This window comes from Streptomyces sp. NPDC087901 (genome assembly GCF_044742205.1).
Lineage (GTDB): Bacteria > Actinomycetota > Actinomycetes > Streptomycetales > Streptomycetaceae > Streptomyces.
Genome location: NZ_JBIUUC010000008.1, coordinates 358,968 through 377,172, shown reverse-complemented (window position 1 = coordinate 377,172; position 18,205 = coordinate 358,968). Strand labels below are relative to the sequence as shown.

Annotated in this window: 20 protein-coding genes; 7 read left to right on the top strand and 13 right to left on the bottom strand. The window is 70.5% G+C overall.

The genetic code is table 11. The annotated features are described in order from the left end of the window. Positions 1 to 146: 146 nt before the first annotated feature. Genes ACIOEW_RS25525 through ACIOEW_RS25515 form a run of 3 tightly spaced genes read right to left on the bottom strand, consistent with a single transcriptional unit; the run spans position 147 to position 3,143 of the window. Positions 147 to 1,280, bottom strand: coding sequence for an Mrp/NBP35 family ATP-binding protein (locus ACIOEW_RS25525; RefSeq protein WP_362556272.1), 1,134 nt, complete (start codon positions 1,278 to 1,280; stop codon positions 147 to 149). Between the two features lie 44 nt (positions 1,281 to 1,324). Then, positions 1,325 to 1,879, bottom strand: coding sequence for a DUF1003 domain-containing protein (locus tag ACIOEW_RS25520; protein ID WP_362556270.1), 555 nt, complete (start codon positions 1,877 to 1,879; stop codon positions 1,325 to 1,327). Then, complete coding sequence (locus tag ACIOEW_RS25515) at positions 1,869 to 3,143, bottom strand: magnesium transporter MgtE N-terminal domain-containing protein (RefSeq protein ID WP_362556268.1); 1,275 nt, start codon at positions 3,141 to 3,143, stop codon at positions 1,869 to 1,871. The genes ACIOEW_RS25520 and ACIOEW_RS25515 overlap by 11 nt, the downstream gene beginning before the upstream one ends. A 252-nt stretch (positions 3,144 to 3,395) precedes the next feature. Between ACIOEW_RS25515 and ACIOEW_RS25510 the strand changes: the two genes are divergently transcribed. After that, on the top strand, positions 3,396 to 4,178 hold the full coding sequence (locus ACIOEW_RS25510) for a hypothetical protein (protein WP_401966164.1): 783 nt from the start codon (positions 3,396 to 3,398) through the stop codon (positions 4,176 to 4,178). Here ACIOEW_RS25510 and ACIOEW_RS25505 read toward each other — a convergent pair whose 3' ends face one another. Then, positions 4,179 to 4,697 carry a hypothetical protein gene (locus ACIOEW_RS25505; protein WP_401966163.1) on the bottom strand — a complete coding sequence of 173 codons (519 nt, stop codon included), beginning with the start codon at positions 4,695 to 4,697 and terminating at the stop codon, positions 4,179 to 4,181. 32 nt (positions 4,698 to 4,729) lie between these two features. After that, complete coding sequence (locus tag ACIOEW_RS25500) at positions 4,730 to 5,851, bottom strand: magnesium and cobalt transport protein CorA (RefSeq protein WP_362556263.1); 1,122 nt, start codon at positions 5,849 to 5,851, stop codon at positions 4,730 to 4,732. 410 nt (positions 5,852 to 6,261) lie between these two features. Between ACIOEW_RS25500 and ACIOEW_RS25495 the strand changes: the two genes are divergently transcribed. Then, complete coding sequence (locus ACIOEW_RS25495) at positions 6,262 to 6,846, top strand: suppressor of fused domain protein (protein ID WP_351002309.1); 585 nt, start codon at positions 6,262 to 6,264, stop codon at positions 6,844 to 6,846. A 70-nt stretch (positions 6,847 to 6,916) separates the two neighbouring features. Here the strand turns inward: ACIOEW_RS25495 and ACIOEW_RS25490 are convergent, their stop codons facing one another. After that, positions 6,917 to 8,149, bottom strand: a complete 1,233-nt coding sequence (locus tag ACIOEW_RS25490; protein WP_401966161.1) for an MFS transporter — start codon at positions 8,147 to 8,149, stop codon at positions 6,917 to 6,919. Between the two features lie 157 nt (positions 8,150 to 8,306). On the opposite strand from ACIOEW_RS25490, the gene ACIOEW_RS25485 reads away from it, so the two are divergent. From ACIOEW_RS25485 to ACIOEW_RS25475, 3 genes are all read left to right on the top strand, one after another. Continuing rightward, a complete protein-coding gene (locus tag ACIOEW_RS25485) occupies positions 8,307 to 8,951 on the top strand; it encodes a DUF6758 family protein (protein WP_362556259.1) in 645 nt (214 codons plus the stop codon). A 75-nt stretch (positions 8,952 to 9,026) separates the two neighbouring features. After that, a complete protein-coding gene (locus ACIOEW_RS25480) occupies positions 9,027 to 9,893 on the top strand; it encodes a PHP domain-containing protein (protein ID WP_362556257.1) in 867 nt (288 codons plus the stop codon). A 175-nt stretch (positions 9,894 to 10,068) separates the two neighbouring features. Beyond that, a complete protein-coding gene (locus ACIOEW_RS25475; RefSeq protein WP_351002313.1) occupies positions 10,069 to 10,674 on the top strand; it encodes a MarC family protein in 606 nt (201 codons plus the stop codon). A gap of 93 nt (positions 10,675 to 10,767) precedes the next feature. Here the strand turns inward: ACIOEW_RS25475 and ACIOEW_RS25470 are convergent, their stop codons facing one another. After that, a complete protein-coding gene (locus ACIOEW_RS25470) occupies positions 10,768 to 10,920 on the bottom strand; it encodes a hypothetical protein (protein WP_177328023.1) in 153 nt (50 codons plus the stop codon). 221 nt (positions 10,921 to 11,141) lie between these two features. Here ACIOEW_RS25470 and ACIOEW_RS25465 point away from each other — a divergent pair, with 221 nt between their 5' ends. Continuing rightward, the gene (locus ACIOEW_RS25465) at positions 11,142 to 12,029 is read left to right on the top strand and encodes an NYN domain-containing protein (RefSeq protein ID WP_362556255.1); all 888 of its coding nucleotides are present in this window, start codon (positions 11,142 to 11,144) and stop codon (positions 12,027 to 12,029) included. Between the two features lie 41 nt (positions 12,030 to 12,070). On the opposite strand, the gene ACIOEW_RS25460 is transcribed toward ACIOEW_RS25465, so the two are convergent. After that, positions 12,071 to 12,916 carry an alpha/beta fold hydrolase gene (locus ACIOEW_RS25460; RefSeq protein WP_401966157.1) on the bottom strand — a complete coding sequence of 282 codons (846 nt, stop codon included), beginning with the start codon at positions 12,914 to 12,916 and terminating at the stop codon, positions 12,071 to 12,073. A gap of 107 nt (positions 12,917 to 13,023) precedes the next feature. Further along, a complete protein-coding gene (locus ACIOEW_RS25455; RefSeq protein WP_401966154.1) occupies positions 13,024 to 14,961 on the bottom strand; it encodes a DEAD/DEAH box helicase in 1,938 nt (645 codons plus the stop codon). 466 nt (positions 14,962 to 15,427) lie between these two features. On the opposite strand from ACIOEW_RS25455, the gene ACIOEW_RS25450 reads away from it, so the two are divergent. After that, the gene (locus tag ACIOEW_RS25450; protein WP_401966186.1) at positions 15,428 to 16,171 is read left to right on the top strand and encodes a ferritin-like fold-containing protein; all 744 of its coding nucleotides are present in this window, start codon (positions 15,428 to 15,430) and stop codon (positions 16,169 to 16,171) included. A gap of 23 nt (positions 16,172 to 16,194) precedes the next feature. Here ACIOEW_RS25450 and ACIOEW_RS25445 read toward each other — a convergent pair whose 3' ends face one another. The 4 genes from ACIOEW_RS25445 to ACIOEW_RS25430 all read right to left on the bottom strand — a co-directional run bounded on the left by ACIOEW_RS25445 (position 16,195) and on the right by ACIOEW_RS25430 (position 18,097). Next, complete coding sequence (locus tag ACIOEW_RS25445) at positions 16,195 to 16,464, bottom strand: hypothetical protein (RefSeq protein ID WP_362556248.1); 270 nt, start codon at positions 16,462 to 16,464, stop codon at positions 16,195 to 16,197. A gap of 247 nt (positions 16,465 to 16,711) precedes the next feature. Next, complete coding sequence (locus ACIOEW_RS25440; RefSeq protein WP_024490505.1) at positions 16,712 to 16,939, bottom strand: DUF3107 domain-containing protein; 228 nt, start codon at positions 16,937 to 16,939, stop codon at positions 16,712 to 16,714. Between the two features lie 132 nt (positions 16,940 to 17,071). After that, positions 17,072 to 17,713 (bottom strand): TetR/AcrR family transcriptional regulator, encoded by a 642-nt coding sequence (locus ACIOEW_RS25435; RefSeq protein WP_362556246.1) that lies wholly within the window; start codon positions 17,711 to 17,713, stop codon positions 17,072 to 17,074. A gap of 168 nt (positions 17,714 to 17,881) precedes the next feature. Next, positions 17,882 to 18,097, bottom strand: a complete 216-nt coding sequence (locus tag ACIOEW_RS25430; RefSeq protein WP_362556244.1) for a hypothetical protein — start codon at positions 18,095 to 18,097, stop codon at positions 17,882 to 17,884. Positions 18,098 to 18,205: the final 108 nt, after the last annotated feature.

Here is an 18,205-nt window from a genome sequence, read left to right as displayed (position 1 = left end):
CGGGGGGGGGTTGGGGCGGGTCGGGGGGGGGGTTGGGGGGGGGGGGGCAAACCCCGGGGCCGGCGTCCCCGCGGGCCTGTCCACCACCGCCGCGCACGGGGGCGGGCCCCGCGGGGCCCCGCCACCTTTCCGCGTCGTGCCCGCGGTCAGAACTTGTTGCGCGGGGTGATGCCCAGGGACATGCCGGACAGGCCGCGCTGACGGCCGCCCAGCTTGTCGGCGATGGAACGCAGGGCCTTGCCTGCCGGGGAGTCGGGGTCGGACAGGACGACGGGCTTGCCCTCGTCGCCGCCCTCGCGCAGCCGTAGGTCGATCGGGATGGAGCCGAGCACCGGCACCTCGGCGCCGACCGTCTTCGTCAGGCCCTCGGCCACCCGCGCGCCACCGCCCGACCCGAACACGTCGACCATCTCGTCGCAGTGCGGGCACGGCATGCCCGACATGTTCTCGACGACGCCGACGATCTTCTGGTGGGTCTGTACGGCGATCGAACCGGCCCGCTCGGCCACCTCGGCCGCGGCCTGCTGCGGGGTCGTGACGACGAGGATCTCCGCGTTCGGCACCAGCTGGGCCACGGAGATCGCGATGTCACCGGTGCCCGGCGGCAGGTCGAGCAGCAGGACGTCCAGGTCGCCCCAGTACACATCGGCGAGGAACTGCTGGAGAGCGCGGTGCAGCATCGGGCCGCGCCACACCACCGGGGCGTTGCCCGGGGTGAACATGCCGATGGAGATGACCTTCACGCCGTGTGCCGACGGCGGCATGATCATGTTCTCGACCTGGGTCGGCTTGCCGTCCGCACCGAGCATCCGCGGCACGCTGTGCCCGTAGATGTCCGCGTCCACGACACCGACCTTGAGGCCGTCCGCCGCCATCGCCGCAGCCAGGTTCACCGTCACCGAGGACTTGCCGACGCCGCCCTTGCCGGAGGCGACCGCGTACACCCGGGTCAGCGAACCGGGCTTGGCGAACGGCACCTCGCGCTCCGCCGTGCCGCCGCGCAGCGAGGTCGCGAGATCCTTGCGCTGCTCGTCGCTCATCACGTCGAGCGTGACCTCGACCCGGGACACCCCCTCGACGAGGGCCACCGCGTCCGTCACGTTCTTGGTGATCGTCTCGCGCATCGGGCAGCCGGAGACGGTGAGATACACCGTGACAGCGACCACACCGTCAGGATCGATCTCGACCGATTTCACCATGCCGAGTTCGGTGATCGGGCGGTGGATCTCCGGGTCGTTCACTGTCGCCAGTGCCTCAAGCACCGCGTCTTCCGTAGCCATACAGACGATGTTACGGCGCCTGCCGCTACGCGCGGGTAGCCCCGTCAGCGGTCTTCGTCACTCTCGGCGGGCTGCAGCGCCCGTCGGTCGTCCAGGTCCTTCACCAGGTCCTCCAGCTCGGACCGGATCCAGTCGCGCGTGGCGACCTCCCCGAGGCCCATCCGCAGCGCGGCGATCTCCCTGGTCAGGTACTCGGTGTCGGCGATGGAGCGCTCGTTCTGCTTGCGGTCCTGCTCGTGGGTGACCCGGTCGCGGTCGTCCTGCCGGTTCTGCGCGAGGAGGATCAGCGGGGCCGCGTACGAGGCCTGGAGCGAGAGCATCAGGGTCAGGAAGATGAACGGGTACTCGTCGAACCGCAGGTTCCCGGGCGCGAAGATGTTCCACACCACCCACAGGATGATGATCAGCGTCATCCAGACGATGAACCGTCCGGTGCCCAGGAAGCGCGCGATGCGCTCCGAGAACCGGCCGAACGCCTCGGGGTCGTACTCCGGCAGCAGCCGCCGGCGCGGGGACTTGGGCTGGTCGAGCCGGGTCCTGGGGCCGCGGGTCAGCGCCGTCGAGCCGTTCGACGCCCTGGAGCGGTCCTCACCGGTCACGGAGCACCCCCTCGCGGCCGTGGAAGTCGGTCTCCCGCCAGTCGTCGGGCAGCAGGTGGTCCAGGACGTCGTCGACCGTCACCGCGCCGAGCAGCGAGCCGCTCTCGTCCACCACGGGTACCGAGACCATGTTGTACGCCGCCAGGTAGCTCGTCACCACCGACAGCGGGGTGTCCGGGGGCAGTGCCACCAGGTCGCTGTCGACGAGCGAGCTGACCAGGGTGAACGGCGGGTCCCGCAGCAGCCGCTGGAAGTGCACCGTGCCCAGGTACTTGCCCGTCGGCGTCTCGTCCGGCGACCGGCACACGTACACCTGCGCGGCGAGTGCCGGGGACAGGTCCGACTGGCGGACCCGGGCGAGCGCGTCGGCGACCGTCGCGTCCGGCCGCAGGATGATCGGCTCGGTGGTCATCAGACCGCCCGCGGTCCGCTCCTCGTACGACATGAGGCGTCGCACGTCGGCCGCGTCGTCCGGGCGCATCAGCGTCAGCAGCCGCTCCTTGTCCGCCTCGGGCAGTTCGGAGAGCAGGTCCGCCGCATCGTCGGGGTCCATGGCCTCCAGGACGTCCGCGGCGCGCTCCTCCTTGAGCTTGCCGATGATCTCCACCTGGTCGTCCTCGGGGAGCTCCTCCAGGACGTCGGCGAGCCGGTCGTCGTCCAGGGCGGCGGCGACCTCCGCCCGGCGCTTTGGGGAGAGGTGGTGCAGGGCGTTGGCCACATCGGTGGGACGCAGCTTCTCGAACGTGGCGACCAGCGACTCGGCGCCCTGCCCGTCCTCCTCCAGCGAGAAGCCGCTGACGGCCGACCACTCGACGGTCAGCATCTCGCCCTTGCGGCGCAGCGCCCCGCCCCGGCCCTTGCGGACGAAGTACTTGTCGATCTCCCAGTCGCGGCGGGCCGGCAGCTGCTGGATGGCCACGTCCAGGACGGTGACCTCCTCGCCGGTCTCCACCAGGCTGACCCGCCGGTCGAGGAACTCGCCGAGCACCAGACGTTCGGTGGGCCGCTGCTCGAAGCGCCGCAAGTTGATCACGCCGGTGGTGATGACCTGCCCCGACTCGATGCCCGTCACCCGGGTCATCGGGAGGAAGATCCGGCGCCGGCTCACCACTTCGACCACGATGCCGAGCAGCCGGGGCGGCCGGCCGCCGACCCGGAGCATCGCGACCAGGTCGCGGAGGCGTCCCACCTGGTCGCCGTTGGGGTCGAAGACCGGCACGCCGGACAGGTGCGAGACGAAGACGCGGGGAGTGCCCGGTGCCATGCCTGCGCCTCCTCGTTCGCCGCCGGGCGCGGAGCGTCCGGCTATCGGGGGCGGCGTCCCCGATGGCCGGAGACTCTTACGCATCCGGTCTGTTCCGACAGTTCTTGCACCCTTATGACGTGATCAGGCTAGCCCGTACCGCTCCGTGGTGCCCTGGCGAGCCGTCCGTACGGCTCTCTGCAGGAAGACGTAGGCCGCACGGGTACGCTGCCGTCTGCCACCCCCGCCATGCAGATGAGAGGCAGTGCGCCTGTGACCTCTTTTGTCCCGCCCGTCCGGGCCCGCCGCCGGACCGCCGCCCTCGCCCTAGTGCTCTGTGCCGGGCTGACCGCGGCCCTGACCGCGTGCGCGGGTGAGGATCCGGACAAGGGGACCAACGGTGTCGGCAGACTGACCGGGCCGGAGATCGAGAAGAAGGCGCAGACGGCGGCGGACTCCGCCGACGCGGTCCGCCTGGCCGGCACGCTCGTGAGCAAGGGCGGCACGTACAAGATCGACATGCAGCTCAAGAACAAGGGCGGTGCGGGCTCCGTCACCTCGAAGAACAGCACCTTCGAACTGCTGCGGATCGGTGACGAGCTCTACCTCAAGGCCGGCGCAGGCTTCTGGAACCACGACGACGAGAAGAAGAAGACGGACGAGACGACGAGTGACGCGGGTGGCGCCGCCGCCGACAAGCTGGACGACAAGTACGTGAAAGTCCCCGAGGACGACCCCACGTACAAGCAGCTGCGCGGCTTCACGGACAAGAAGGTGCTGCTCGACGGGTTGCTCACGCTGCACGGCGAGGTCGGCAAGGGCGACCGCGACAAGGTCGGCGGTGTGCGCACCATCCGGATCCTGGGCGGCAAGGGGGAGGGGGGCGCCCTGGACGTGTCCCTGGAGGGCGCCCCGTACCCGCTGAGCTTCGCCCGCGGTGGAGGCGGGGGCGTCATCACGCTCGCCGACTGGGGCAAGGACTTCGCGCTGGCGGCCCCGGCCGAGGACGAGACGGTCGACTACGGGCAGCAGCTGCCGAAGTCGTCCTCGTCGTAGCTACGACCTGCGCAGGGACTTCCTCAGCAGTCGCGGCAGCCCGGCAGGCACCGGCAGCCGCGTGGTCGCGGTGGTGGGCAGGGGGGCCGCCGCCCCCGAGGTGTCGGGCAGTTCCGTACGGGAGTCGAGCGGCGTCAGCCGCACGATCCGGCACTCGCGGGCCCACCGCTCGGGCATCTGCTCGGCGTCCGGTGCGTTGAGCCGCTTGCCCTTGAGCTCGGCGACCGCGGCCTCCCACTCCTCGGAGTGCGGTGCGAGCTGCGCCACCGAGGCCGACCAGGCGACGATACGGCCGCCCTTGTCCTTGCTGCGGACGGTCACCTCCGCTGTCGCGCCGTCGGTGAGTCCGGCCGGGAGCGGCTGCTCACCCGGGCCGTCCCCGACGAGCAGCGCCGCACCCTCGTGCCACACGTGCCACAGCGCCCGCGCGGGGCCGGTGCCGCGTACCCAGACGAGGCCCGACTTCTTGGTGGCCTCCTCGACGATGGCGGGCCCGAGCAGCGTGTCAGCAGCAGTCATGGGCAGAGCTTAGACGCCCCTCGGCGTACGGGTCAGAGCCAGCCGTTGCGCTTGAGCATGCGGTGGATGGAGAAACAGACCACGCCGATGAAACCCATCACCATCGGGTAGCCGTACGTCCAGCGCAGCTCCGGCATGTGCTTGAAGTTCATGCCGTAGACGCCGCAGATCATCGTCGGTACGGCGACGATGGCCGCCCAGGACGTGATCTTGCGCATGTCCTCGTTCTGCGCGACGGTCGCCTGCGCCAGGTTCGCCTGGAGGATCGAGTTCAGCAGCTCGTCGAAGCCGATGACCTCCTCCTGCACCCGGACCAGGTGGTCGGCGACGTCCCGGAAGTACTTCTGGATGTCCGGGTCGATCAACCGCATCGGCCGCTCGCTGAGCAGCTGCATCGGGCGCAGCAGCGGCGAGACGGCCCGCTTGAACTCCAGCACCTCGCGCTTGAGCTGGTAGATCCGGCCCGCGTCCGAACCGCGTGGGCTGCCCTTGTCCGGGGTGGAGAAGACCTCGATCTCCACCTCGTCGATGTCGTCCTGCACCGCGCCCGCCACCGCGATGTAACCGTCGACGACATGGTCGGCGATGGAGTGCAGGACCGCGGACGGGCCCTTGGCGAGCAGCTCGGGGTCGTCCTGCAACCGGTGGCGCAGCGCACGCAGCGAGCCGTGGCCGCCGTGCCGCACGGTGATGACGAAGTCCCGGCCGGTGAAGCACATCACCTCGCCGGTCTCGACGACCTCGCTGGTCGCGGTCAGCTCGGCGTGCTCGACGTAGTGGATCGTCTTGAAGACGGTGAACAGCGTGTCGTCGTACCGCTCCAGCTTCGGCCGCTGGTGGGCGTGGACGGCGTCCTCCACTGCGAGCGGGTGAAGGCCGAACTCCCGGGCGATGCCCGCGAACTCCTCCTCGGTCGGCTCATGGAGGCCGATCCAGGCGAAGCCGCCGTTCTCCCGTACGCGGAGCATCGCCTCGTGCGGCGTACGGCAGGTGCCCTCCACCTCGGCGATACGGCGGCCGTCGCGGTAGACCGCGCAGTCGACGACCGCGCTCGAGGCGGACGGATCGCGCGTGGTGTCGTAACCGCTGTGCAGGGTGTTGGTCTTGCGCAGGGACGGGCGCACCACGGCGCGCAGGTCACGGATCATCGACATGGCTGGCTCCTTCACGGAGGGCCGCCGGCGCAGGCGTGGAACAGCCCGGAATGGGGACGTGGGCTCACGTCCGCAAAGCGGGCGGCACCGCGGAGGCACGACGACGGCGTTCGCTACAGACAGGCAAAAAGGGAGTGCTCTTCCGTCGTGCGAAATGCCGGAGGCCTTGACCGAGAAGGCGTCAGATCACAGAAGAAAGGTGTCGAGCGGAAGAGCGGCTAGTACTGCACGGTCGACTTGGATCCACCGCAGCCCCACCTCCTCCGGTCGGTCCCCCGTGGGGGATGACGTTTCGTCGGGACTTGAGAGCGACGCTTCTGCGTGCTGTCCCGACCGGCACCCCAGGCTAGCAGCCGGTACAGGGCCAATCCCTTACTTTGCCCGTTCCATACGCGTCCTATGCTCACGGCATGGCAGAAATTCTTGCGCTGGTCGAGGCACGTCTGCGGACGGCCCTGGGTGAACCGGACGCACGCGCAGCAGTGACGTTTCTCGGGACGGACCGGATCGAGGTGCTCCGATTCATCGACGGCGACGTGGTGAGGTACGCCACCCTCGGCATGTCCGCCCAGCCGATGGCCGATCCGACGGCCACCCTCGCCGACCCGGTCAAGGGCCCGCGCGCCGAACTGGTCCTCTCGGTACGGGTCGGCCTGGCCGACACCGACCAGGTGCTGCGCAAGCTCGCAGTGCTGGCGGCCTCGCCCCAGGTGGAGGGCGTGATCGTGGCCCCCGGCGCCTCCCTGGACGTGGGTGAACCGCTGTGGCCCGGGGCACCGTTCGGCTCCGTGCTGGTCGCAGAGTCGGGAGGGCTGGTCGAGGATCTGGAACTGGACGAGCCGATGGAGCCGGTGCGCTTCCTGCCGTTGCTGCCGATGACGCACAACGAGGCGGCCTGGAAGCGGGTCAGGGGCGCGCAGGAACTCCAGGAGCGGTGGCTGTCGCAGGGGACGGATCTGCGCGATCCGCTGCGGGCCTCGGTCGCCCTGGACTGAGACGAACGGAACACGGACGCCCCGCCGCGCGGCCGGAGCCGTGGGCGGGGCTGTACGGGGCGCCGGCCGGTCAGTTGGCGAAGACGGTGACGCCGTCCTCGGTGGCGTGCTTCGGCTCCAGCTCCTCCGCTTCGTGCGACAGTGCCGAGCGCCGGACCCATACGACGACCGCGCCGAGCAGCGCGGCGGCGGCGGCGACCACGAACGGGATGTGGATGTTGCTCCACTCCTCGATCTTCGGGGCCAGGTAGGGAGCGGCGGCGGCCGCGAACCAGCGGACGAAGTTGTAGCCGGCGCTGGCCACCGGGCGCGGCGCGTCCGAGACCCCGAGCGCCAGCTCCGTGTAGACGGTGTTGTTCATGCCGATGAAGGCGCCGGAGACGATGGTGCAGACGATCGCCGTCGTGTGGTTGCCGTAGCCGAGGATCACCAGGTCCGCGGCGAGCAGCACCAGCGAGCCGCCGACCACCTTGAGCGACCCGAAGCGCTTCTGCAGCCGCGGCGCGACGAGCACCGAGAAGACCGCCAGCAGCAGACCCCAGGCGAAGAAGACGGCGCCGGACTTGTACGGCGTCATGTTCAGCACGAACGGGGTGAAGGCCAGGATCGTGAAGAACGCGTAGTTGTAGAAGAACGCCGAGGTCGCGACCGAGGCGAGCCCGCCGTGGCCGAGCGCCTTGACCGGGTCGAGCAGCGAGGTCTTCCGGGCGGGCCTGGGCTGTTCCTTGAGGAACGCCGTGATGCAGACGAAGCCGATCGCCATCAGTGCGGCCGTTCCGAAGAACGGGTAGCGCCAGCTGGCGTCACCGAGCAGCGCCCCGAGCAGCGGCCCGCAGGCCATGCCGAGGCCGAGCGCCGATTCGTACAGCAGGATCGCCGCCGAGCTGCCGCCCGCCGCCGCGCCCACGATCACCGCGAGCGCGGTCGATACGAAGAGGGCGTTGCCCAGGCCCCAGCCCGCCCGGAAGCCGACGAGCTCCGCGACGGAGGAGGACGTGCCGGAGAGCGCGGCGAACACCACGACGAGCGCGAGACCGGCCAGCAGCGTCCTGCGCCCCCCGATGCGGCTGGAGACGAACCCGGTGACGAGCATCGCGACGGCCGTGATCAGGAAGTACGAGGTGAACAGCAGGGACACCTGGCTCGGCGTCGCCTCCAGTCCCTTCGCGATGGACGGAAGAATCGGGTCCACCAGGCCGATTCCCATGAACGCGACCACGGATGCGCCCGCCGTGGCCCAGACGGCCTTCGGCTGGCGCAGGATGCTCGCCGTTCCCTGTTCGAACGGATCCTCTCCCTGCATGGGACTTCTCGCTCTCCACTAGGTCGGTGTGTTGTGCACAGAATAAGTTAGAGCGTCTAATAAATGCAAGCTACATCTAAATCTGTCGGCCGGAGCCACGCTGCGGAAGGGTGATCGTCCTTGACGCGGCGACGACCGGGGAGGACCGTTGGTCGCTATGAGGGGCGAACCCAGTTGCCCGAAGTGCGGAGGCCGGGTCAAGGCGCCCGGTTTCTTCGACGACACCTGGCAGTGTGACGCGCATGGCAGCGTGCACCCGATGCAGCCGGTCGTCCCGCCCAGCGTCGAGGGGCTCGGGGTGGTGGTGCACCGCGCCCAGGTGCCCGTGTGGATGCCCTGGCCCCTGCCGGTCGGCTGGCTGTTCACCGGCGTCGCGGCCGCGGGGGACGACCGCAGTGGCGGCCGGGCCACCGCTGTCGCCTGTTCCGGACCGGGGCCGCTCGGCGGAATCGGTGAACTGCTGCTCGTCGCCGAGGAGCTCGGCGTCGGGCTGGGCGCGCGGTACGCCGGGATCGACGGCCCGGACCCGGGCCCGCTGCTGCGGGTCGACGGCCCGCCGGACGTCAAGGTGCTCGCCGCCGGCCGCCCGACCCCCCTCTGGCACGTGAAGGGCGCCCCCGCCGACCGGGCGGTCTTCGCCGGTGAGGCGCGCGGGCTCTGGCTCTGGGCGATCGTGTGGCCCGAGCAGTCGGGCCTGCTGATGTACGACGAGCTGGTGCTGACCGATCTGCGCGACGCCGGGGGAGAGGTCGACCTGGTGCCCTGCGGCGCCCTCACGCCCCGGTTGCTGACGGGACCCTGAGCGGGCCGGGGCGGGTCCGCTCGCCGGTTATCCTTGAGCGTCCCCCACCCGGCTGCGAGCACTGGAGTACGTGTCGTGCGCATCGACCTGCACACCCACTCCACCGCGTCGGACGGTACGGACACCCCCGCCGACCTGGTGCGCAACGCAGCCGCCGCGGGGCTCGATGTCGTCGCCCTCACCGACCACGACACCGTCCGCGGTCACGCGGCGGCGAAGGCCGCGCTCCCCGAGGGCCTCACCCTGGTCACCGGCGCCGAGCTCTCCTGCCGCATCGACGGCGTGGGGCTGCACATGCTGGCGTACCTCTTCGACCCCGACGAACCCGAGCTGGCGCGCGAGCGCGAGCTGGTGCGGGACGACCGGGTGCCGCGCGCGCAGACCATGGTGCGCAAGCTCCGGGAGCTGGGCGTCCCGGTCGAGTGGGAGCAGGTCGCACGCATCGCCGGGGACGGCTCGGTCGGGCGGCCGCACATCGCCACCGCGCTGGTCGAGCTCGGCGTCGTCGCGAGCGTCTCCGACGCCTTCACACCCGAGTGGCTCGCCGACGGCGGGCGCGCGTACGCCGAGAAGCACGAACTCGACCCCTTCGACGCGATCCGGCTGGTCAAGGCCGCCGGCGGTGTCACCGTCTTCGCCCACCCGGCCGCCGTCAAACGCGGCGAGGTGGTCCCCGAGTCGTCGATTGCGGCGCTTGCCGCGGCGGGACTCGACGGCATCGAGGTCGACCACATGGACCACGACGAGCCGACCCGGGCCCGGCTGCGCGGACTCGCCCGCGAGCTCGGGCTGCTGACCACCGGGTCCAGCGACTACCACGGCAGCCGCAAGACCGTGGCGCTCGGCGAGTACACCACCGACCCGGAGATCTACGGCGAGATCACCCGGCGCGCCACGGGAGCCTTCCCGGTGCCGGGGGCCGGCGGACCCGTCGCCTCGTAACGGCCCACGCGCCACCCCTTCACGCCCCCGCCCGCTGTGCGGCGCGACCGCGTGACACCGCTCGTTCCCCTCTCACGCACCGGCCCGCGCCGCTGCTGCCGCCCTGTGCGACGGCCGTCGGTTCGCGGGGCGCTCCTTCCCGCCGCATTTCCGCTCTCTCCTCGCAAGGCTCACTGTGTTCGACGTCGCTGTCTTCGGATCCCTTTTTCTCACCCTTTTTGTGATTATGGATCCGCCCGGAATCACCCCGATCTTCCTCGCCCTCACCGCGGGCCGCCCCGCCCGGATGCAGCGCAGGATGGCGCTGCAGGCGGTCGCCGTCGCCTTCGGTGTGATCGCCGTGTTCGGGCTGCTCGGCCAGCAGATCCTGGACTATCTCCATGTCTCCGTCCCCGCGCTGATGATCGCGGGCGGACTGCTCCTGCTGCTGATCGCGCTCGATCTGCTGACCGGCAAGACCGACGAGCCGACGCAGACCAAGGACGTCAACGTGGCGCTCGTCCCCCTCGGCATGCCGCTGCTCGCAGGCCCCGGAGCGATCGTCTCGGTGATCCTCGCGGTGCAGCACGCCGACACCGTCGGCAGCCAGATCTCGGTCTGGACGGCGATCATCGCCATGCACGTCGTGCTCTGGCTGACCATGCGCTACTCGCTGCTGATCATCAGGGTCATCAAGGACGGTGGCGTCGTGCTCGTCACCAGGCTCGCCGGGATGATGCTGTCCGCCATCGCCGTCCAGCAGATCATCAACGGCGTCACCCAGGTCATCCAGAACGCCTGACCCGGCCCCGGACACCACAGCGCCCCCGCACGGACATCCGTGCGGGGGCGCTTCGTCTTTATACGTCGGCGTCTTTATTACGTCGGCAATGCGTTACGAAGCCGAGGTTTCGGCCGGGCGGATATAGATGCGCTGGCCGATTGCTGCTGCCTGCTGCACGATCCGGTTGACGGAGGCGGCGTCCACGACGGTGCTGTCCACGGCGGTACCGTCGACATCGTCGAGTCGCATGATCTCGAAGCGCATATGGCTTCCCTTCGTCTGATCCTCCTGCTGGAGAACTACTGGGAGGACGGGTGGCCCGTCCGCAAGGATGAGGAGCGCAGGCATCTCTGTCTCGCGCCCCACGGGGTGTACAACGACTTGCTCCCTGCAATCATTCCCTACGCTAAGGAAATTTTTTGGATGTCTAAGTACCAGCAGGTAACCGAGCATGCGCGGACGACGGTTTCCGCGACGAGGCCCGCATGAACGAGGCAGAGATCGGCGATCGTCTGGACCGCACCAACGAACTGCTCCAGCGCGTGCTCGCCGAGGTGTCGAAGACCCCTTCGACCCACGCGATCTTCGTGGACGCGGGCTATGTGTACGCCGCGGCCGGGCTGCTCGTCACCGGCACCGAGGACCGGCGCTCCTTCGACCTCGACTCCGAGGGACTGATCGAGGCCTTCATCGACAAGGCCCGCACCATCTTCGCGGACAGCAGGCTGCTGCGCGTGTACTGGTACGACGGCGCCAGGCGCCGGACCCACACCGTCGAGCAGCAGTCCATCGCCGAACTCCCCGACGTCAAGGTCAGGCTGGGCAACCTCAACGCCAACAACCAGCAGAAGGGCGTCGACTCGCTCATCCGCACCGACCTCGAATCCCTCGCCCGCCACCGCGCCATCAGCGACGCCGCGCTGGTCGGCGGCGACGAGGACCTGGTGTCGGCCGTCGAGGCCGCGCAGGGGTACGGAGCCCGGGTCCATCTGTGGGGCATCGAGGCCGGGGAAGGGCGCAACCAGGCCGAACCGCTGCTCTGGGAGGTCGACAGCCAGCGCACCTTCGACCTCGACTTCTGCCGTCCGTACGTGACCAGACGCCCCGTCACCACCTATGAGGAGGACGGCCCCGCGCCCTCGCGCGAGGACGTCCGCTTCGTCGGGGCGCAGATCGCCGCCACCTGGCTCTCCGCCCGCGGCCGCGAGTCTCTGGCCGACCTGCTGCCGGGGCATCCGTATCTGCCGGGCTCCGTCGACCAGGACCTGCTGGTCGAGGCCGAGCGGCTGCTCCAGCACTCGCTGCGCGGCCACGCCCATCTGCGCCGGGCGCTGCGTGACGGCTTCTGGCAGCACCTTCAGGCGCAGTACTGACGCCGGTCGCCCGCGTGTGCCACCCGTGTCCTCGCAGTCGCTTACAGGCTGCCCCAGAAGGAGACGAGCGCGGCCGCGGTCGGCCCCGGCCGGTCCGTGTTGGGGGAGTGCTCGGCGCCCTCGATCCGGGTCCGGGGCGCGCCGAGGCGTACGGCCATCTCGTCGAGCAACGGGACCGGCCAGACGTCGTCGCGTTCGCCGGAGATCACATGGACGGGCAGCCCCGTGGCGGCGAGCTCGGCCACCCGGTCCGGTTCGGTGGCGAGTTGGCGGCCGGTGGCGATCAGCTGCGCGGGGTGGTGGCGCAGCCAGCGCCGCCGCAGGTCCTCGCTGTCCGTCTCCGCCTCGGCCGGCGGGTCGAAGGCGCGCATGGCGGTCCAGACGTCGTCCATGCTCATCGTGGCGAGCGCGTCACCGAGGATCTTCAGCTTGACCTGCTGGGCCTCGACGACCTCGGCCGGGCCGGAGGACATCAGGGTGAGCGAACGGAACGGTGCGGGGTCCAGGAGTACGGCGGCGCGCGCGATCTGCCCGCCGAGTGAGTGGCCGAGCAGGTCGACTGCGCCGTCCCCGAGGCCGAGTGCCGCTGTCTGCGCCAGCACGTCACGGGCCAACTCATCCTGGCTGTAAGCCTCCTGACGGTCCGTCCCGTCGGTCTCGTACTGCCCGCGCCCGTCGACCGTGACGGCGCGGTAGCCGGCGTCGGCGAGCGGTTGCAGCAGCGCGATGAAGTCCTCCTTGCTGCCGGTGTATCCGGGCAGCAGGAGGACGGTGCCCCGTGATCGCGTACGCGGCACCGCGTCCAGCACGGCGAAGTCCCCGCGCTCGGTGTGCAGTGCGCGGGGACGGGCGCAGGGGGGCGGGGTGAAGGTGGGTGGCCTGCTCATGGCACGAGGTTACGACCGCGGGCGAGGTCCGTCATGCCGTGGAACGCCGGACGGGCCCGAGTCAATCCCTCGGGCCCGTCCGGCGATCCTTGACGCGTGGTGCGTGCTCAGCCCTCGGACTTGGCGGCAGTCGTCCGCGGGGCCCGGCGGCGGCGCGGCTTGGCCTCGCCCTCGGCGGCCGGCGTCTGCGCCACGGTCTCCGTCTTCGGCTTCGCTGCCGCACGGGGGCGGCGGCGCGGCCTGGAGTCCGACTCGGGCTCGGCGATCGGCGCGATCTGGAAGTCGACCTCGTCCTCGGCGGGCTTGATCACCCGGGCGCGGCGGCGCGGCTTGGTCACCGTCGCGGCGACGGGCGCGGGCTCGGCCACGGGAGCGATCTGGAAGTCGACCTCCTCCGTCACCGGCTTGACGACCCGGGCGCGGCGGCGGCGCGGCTTCGCCTCGGCCGCCGCCGCCGCCTCCGCCTCCGTCTCGATCTCGATCTCGGTGTCGACCACGACCTCGGCCTTGGCCGCCCTGGCCCTGGTCCGCTTCTTCGGCTCGGCGGCCTCGGGCGCGGGCTCGGTGTCGATGATCACGGCCGGAGCCTCGGCCACGGCCACCGCTGCCTCGGCCGCGATGTCCGCGGCACCGACACGGCCGCGCCTGCGGCGGCGCGGGGTACGCGGCTCGGACGGGCCGTCAACGGCCTCGGGAGCCTCGACGGCCTCCGTGGCCGGTGCGGGCACCGTCACGGTGCCCTCCTCCGCACCTGAACCGCCCCGGGTGCGACGACGCTGACGCGGCGTACGCGGAGCGCGCTCCTCGCGGACCGCGGGGGCCGACGCGGCGGCGGACTTGCGGCCACGGCCGCCCGTCTCGCCGAGGTCCTCGACCTCTTCGGCCCGCAGACCCGCACGGGTCCGCTCGGTGCGCGGCAGGACACCCTTGGTGCCGGCCGGGATGTCGAGCTCCTCGTACAGGTGCGGGGAGGTGGAGTACGTCTCGGGCGGGTCCGGGAACTTCAGGTCCAGGGCCTTGTTGATCAGCTGCCAGCGCGGGATGTCGTCCCAGTCGACCAGCGTGATCGCGATGCCCTTGGCACCCGCACGGCCGGTCCGGCCGATCCGGTGCAGATAGGTCTTCTCGTCCTCGGGCGACTGGTAGTTGATGACGTGGGTGACACCCTCGACATCGATACCGCGGGCCGCGACGTCGGTACAGACGAGCACGTCGACCTTGCCGTTGCGGAAGGCGCGCAGCGCCTGCTCGCGGGCGCCCTGGCCGAGGTCGCCGTGGACCGCGCCGGAGGCGAAACCGCGCTTCTCCAGCTGCTCGGCGATGTCGGCCGCGGTGCGCTTGGTGCGGCAGAAGATCATCGCGAGCCCGCGGCCGTTGGCCTGGAGGATGCGCGAGACCATCTCGGGCTTGTCCATGTTGTGCGCGCGGTAGACGTACTGCGCGGTGTTCTTGACGGTCGTGCCCTCGTCATCGGGCGACGTGGCGTTGATGTGCGTCGGCTGCGACATGTAGCGGCGCGCGAGGCTGATGACCGCGCCCGGCATGGTCGCCGAGAACAGCATCGTCTGGCGCTTCGCCGGCAGCATCGTGATGATGCGCTCGACGTCGGGCAGGAAGCCCAGGTCGAGCATCTCGTCGGCCTCGTCGAGGACGAGGGCGCGGACCTGCGACAGGTCGAGCTTGCGCTGGCCGGCCAGGTCGAGCAGACGGCCCGGGGTGCCGACGATCACATCGACGCCCTTCTTGAGGGCCTCGACCTGGGGCTCGTACGCCCGGCCGCCGTAGATGGCGAGAACGCGGACGTTACGCACCTTGCCGGCGGTCAGGAGGTCGTTGGTGACCTGCTGGCAGAGCTCGCGGGTCGGGACGACGATCAGCGCCTGCGGGGCGTCGGTCAGCTTATCGGGCTTGGCCCGGCCCGCCTCGACGTCCGCGAGGACGGTGACGCGCTCCAGCAGCGGCAGGCCGAAACCGAGCGTCTTGCCGGTGCCGGTCTTGGCCTGCCCGATGACATCGGAGCCGGAGAGCGCTACGGGGAGCGTCATCTCCTGGATGGGGAAGGGGGACGTGATGCCGACAGCCTCGAGGGCTTCGGCCGTCTCGGAAAGGATACCGAGGTCTCGGAACGTAGTCAGGGTGCTGCCTCTTCTGTGAAACGCGGTCCGAGGCGAACGAAGGGGGTCGTACCGTGCCGGGGTTGGTCATCCGGCCGTGGATTGGCCGGGTGGCGCGGGACCACTGCCGTCGCTCGAGCGCTCGTGCCGCTGAGGGGGCCCCTCATCTGCGGTCGTACCTGTCGTACGCACCGCGTGGAGGGCTGTCGGGTCGGAGCCGATCGGGCCACCGACCGGGCATCCTCATTCAATTTCGCGCAACGAGCAGTTGCAAAATGCTCAGTAAGCGCAATACCACTGTACCCCGGATTCGCGCATCTGTGTTGGGCGAATTCATCGGAACGGTGTGACGTCAGTCGGCGGCCGGGCCCCTCGGCCCCTCGGCGGGCGGGCTATTCTGCGCTCCATGGAGACGCCTGACAACGCCACGGAAACCCCCGCATCCACCAAAATCGCCGACCAGGACTGGGCCACCGCGTCCGCGGAGCCGCAGTACCGGGCCGCCGTCGTCGACCTTCTGGGAGCACTCGCCTACGGGGAACTGGCAGCCTTCGAGCGGCTCGCCGAGGACGCGAAACTCGCGCCGACCCTGGCCGACAAGGCGGAGCTGGCGAAGATGGCCTCCGCGGAATTCCATCATTTCGAGCGGTTGACCGACCGGCTGACCGCGATCGAGGTGGAGCCGACCGGTGCCATGGAGCCGTTCGCCAAGGCCCTCGACGACTTCCACCGCATGACCGCGCCGTCCGACTGGCTGGAGGGCCTGGTGAAGGCCTACGTCGGCGACTCGATCGCCAGCGACTTCTACCGCGAGGTCGCGGCCCGGCTCGACACGGACACCCGCTCCCTCGTCCTCGCCGTGCTCGACGACACGGGGCACGGGAACTTCGCCGTCGAGAAGGTGCGCGCCGCGATCGAGGCGGACCCGAGGCTCGGGGGCCGGCTCGCGCTGTGGGCACGACGGCTGATGGGCGAGGCGCTCTCGCAGGCGCAGCGGGTGGTGGCCGACCGCGACGCGCTGTCGACCATGCTGGTGGGCGGGGTGGCCGACGGATTCGACCTGGCCGAGGTCGGCCGGATGTTCTCCCGCATCACCGAGGCGCACACCAAGCGGATGGCCGCTCTGGGGCTGGCGGCGTAGGACGCTGCCGGACCGCGGCGGCCTCAGGCCGCCGCTGACCGGCCGAGCCGGCGGCTTCGCGGCCTCAGCAACAAGGACAGCGTCACCGCGGAGATCAGCACCGAGCCCACCAGCGTGGCCGTCGCGTGGCCCGGCCCCAGCACCGAGTGCGTGAGCCAGGCGCCGAACAGGGCTCCCAGCGCGCCCGTGCCGAGCACGGCCCGGCGGGACGGGAGGCGGGGTGACAGGGTGCGCAGGGCCGCCCAGGAGAGGGCGAGTCCGAGCACGACGGAGCCCAGGGTTTCCAAGATCACAGGTGATCACCTCGCAGGTGAGGGGGCGGGCAAATCGGTCTAGGCGGTACTACCCCCGGGCAGCGGAGGACAACCCTCCTGCGGACAGGCTTCGCTCAGCCGTCGCACAGGAACGGGCGCCCGGTGAGGCGGTGCCGCCCCGCACCTGCGGCACGACGGAAAGCGGCCCGGCGGGGAAATCCCCACCGGGCCGCTTCCACGGTCTCTGCGTCCGGGCGTGCCGGGAGAGCCTGTCCGGGGACAGGTTCTACAGCGCGCCGAACCCCACCCGTCGCGTGCTGGGCTCGCCGATCTCCACGTAGGCGATCCGGTCGGCCGGCACCAGGACCTTGCGGCCCTTCTCGTCCGTGAGGCTGAGCAGCTGCGCCTTGCCGGCGAGAGCCTCGGAAACCGCGCTCTCGACCTCTTCGGCGGAAAGCCCGCTCTCCAGAACGATCTCCCGGGGCGTGTGCTGCACCCCGATCTTGACCTCCACGGCTATGTCCCTCCGACGGTCAGTCCCTGCGCGGTGAACCGCGCCGTACGCAGCACACATTAGCCCGCTGAGGGGACCGGGCAGGGCTCCGCGGGCAACGCCCGCAGCGAACACCGGCGTGGGCCGCCCCGCTCAGTGCTGATCGATGCCGTGCAGCGGGAAGCCCGCGATGCCCCGCCAGGCCAGCGAGGTGAGGAGCTGCACCGCCGTGTCGCGCGGGATGGTGGACCGGCTGGAGAGCCAGTAGCGGGCGACCACCTGGGACACCCCGCCGAGCCCGACCGCGAGCAGCATGGACTCGTCCTTGGACAGCCCCGTGTCACCTGCGATCACGTCGGAGATCGCCTCGGCGCACTGGAGCGAGACCCGGTCGACCCGCTCGCGCACGGCGGGCTCGTTGGTCAGGTCCGACTCGAAGACCAGCCGGAAGGCGCCGCCCTCGTCCTCGACGTACGCGAAGTAGGCGTCCATCGTCGCGGCCACACGCAGCTTGTTGTCGGTGGTCGACGCCAGCGCCGTGCGCACCGCGAGGAGCAGCGACTCGCAGTGCTGGTCGAGCAGGGCCAGATAGAGCTCCAGCTTGCCCGGGAAGTGCTGGTAGAGCACCGGCTTGCTGACGCCGGCCCGCTCCGCGATGTCGTCCATCGCCGCGGAGTGGTATCCCTGTGCCACGAAGACCTCCTGGGCGGCCCCCAGGAGCTGATTGCGTCGGGCGCGGCGGGGCAAACGAGTGCCCCGCGGGCGCGCCGCCTCGGTCTGCTCGATGGCTGTCACGCCGCCTCCCAAAATTGTGATCGGACCCAGCAGTTCCGTGCACGCTGCGCCATACCGACATCGTACTTTTGGGTAACCCGGGTATGCGCGGCGCGGACGCAGAATTTCACGGACCGGCCGACTGCGGTAGCCACAGTTTCCGCACCCCCTGCCGCATAGCGGGGCGTATCAGCGGTAATCGTCCTCATCCTGTGGGACGACGCGGGCCTGCTCCGCCGCATCCGCCTCGTTCGCACGGTCCGGGTCGACGTCGGCCAGCGGTTCGTCGTCCTGCGGATGAAGATCCGCCTGCTGCTCGGCAGCGTCGGCGTCGGGTGCCTCCTGGCTGCGCTCGTCCGGCTGGACGTCCTCGAAGGTATCCGGGTCACTGGGGTCGACCGTCATGGTGACTCCCTTCCTTGCTCCGAGCCTAGGAGCTACCCCCCGAAGCCGCCATGCGGTCTGTGATGGCGAACACATGAACCACGGTGTGATCGTCTCGTAACATTGCCG

Bases quoted from the DNA above. Each gene is read 5' to 3' on its own strand.
- ACIOEW_RS25470 (WP_177328023.1), bottom strand. From the start codon at position 10,920: ATGCGCTTCGAGATCATGCGACTCGACGATGTCGACGGTACCGCCGTG.
- ACIOEW_RS25460 (WP_401966157.1), bottom strand. From the start codon at position 12,916: ATGAGCAGGCCACCCACCTTCACCCCGCCCCCCTGCGCCCGTCCCCGC.
- ACIOEW_RS25505 (WP_401966163.1), bottom strand. From the start codon at position 4,697: ATGACTGCTGCTGACACGCTGCTCGGGCCCGCCATCGTCGAGGAGGCC.
- ACIOEW_RS25490 (WP_401966161.1), bottom strand. From the start codon at position 8,149: ATGCAGGGAGAGGATCCGTTCGAACAGGGAACGGCGAGCATCCTGCGC.
- ACIOEW_RS25525 (WP_362556272.1), bottom strand. From the start codon at position 1,280: ATGGCTACGGAAGACGCGGTGCTTGAGGCACTGGCGACAGTGAACGAC.
- ACIOEW_RS25495 (WP_351002309.1), top strand. From the start codon at position 6,262: ATGGCAGAAATTCTTGCGCTGGTCGAGGCACGTCTGCGGACGGCCCTG.
- ACIOEW_RS25500 (WP_362556263.1), bottom strand. From the start codon at position 5,851: ATGTCGATGATCCGTGACCTGCGCGCCGTGGTGCGCCCGTCCCTGCGC.
- ACIOEW_RS25455 (WP_401966154.1), bottom strand. From the start codon at position 14,961: ATGACGCTCCCCGTAGCGCTCTCCGGCTCCGATGTCATCGGGCAGGCC.
- ACIOEW_RS25465 (WP_362556255.1), top strand. From the start codon at position 11,142: ATGAACGAGGCAGAGATCGGCGATCGTCTGGACCGCACCAACGAACTG.
- ACIOEW_RS25430 (WP_362556244.1), bottom strand. From the start codon at position 18,097: ATGACGGTCGACCCCAGTGACCCGGATACCTTCGAGGACGTCCAGCCG.
- ACIOEW_RS25485 (WP_362556259.1), top strand. From the start codon at position 8,307: ATGAGGGGCGAACCCAGTTGCCCGAAGTGCGGAGGCCGGGTCAAGGCG.
- ACIOEW_RS25515 (WP_362556268.1), bottom strand. From the start codon at position 3,143: ATGGCACCGGGCACTCCCCGCGTCTTCGTCTCGCACCTGTCCGGCGTG.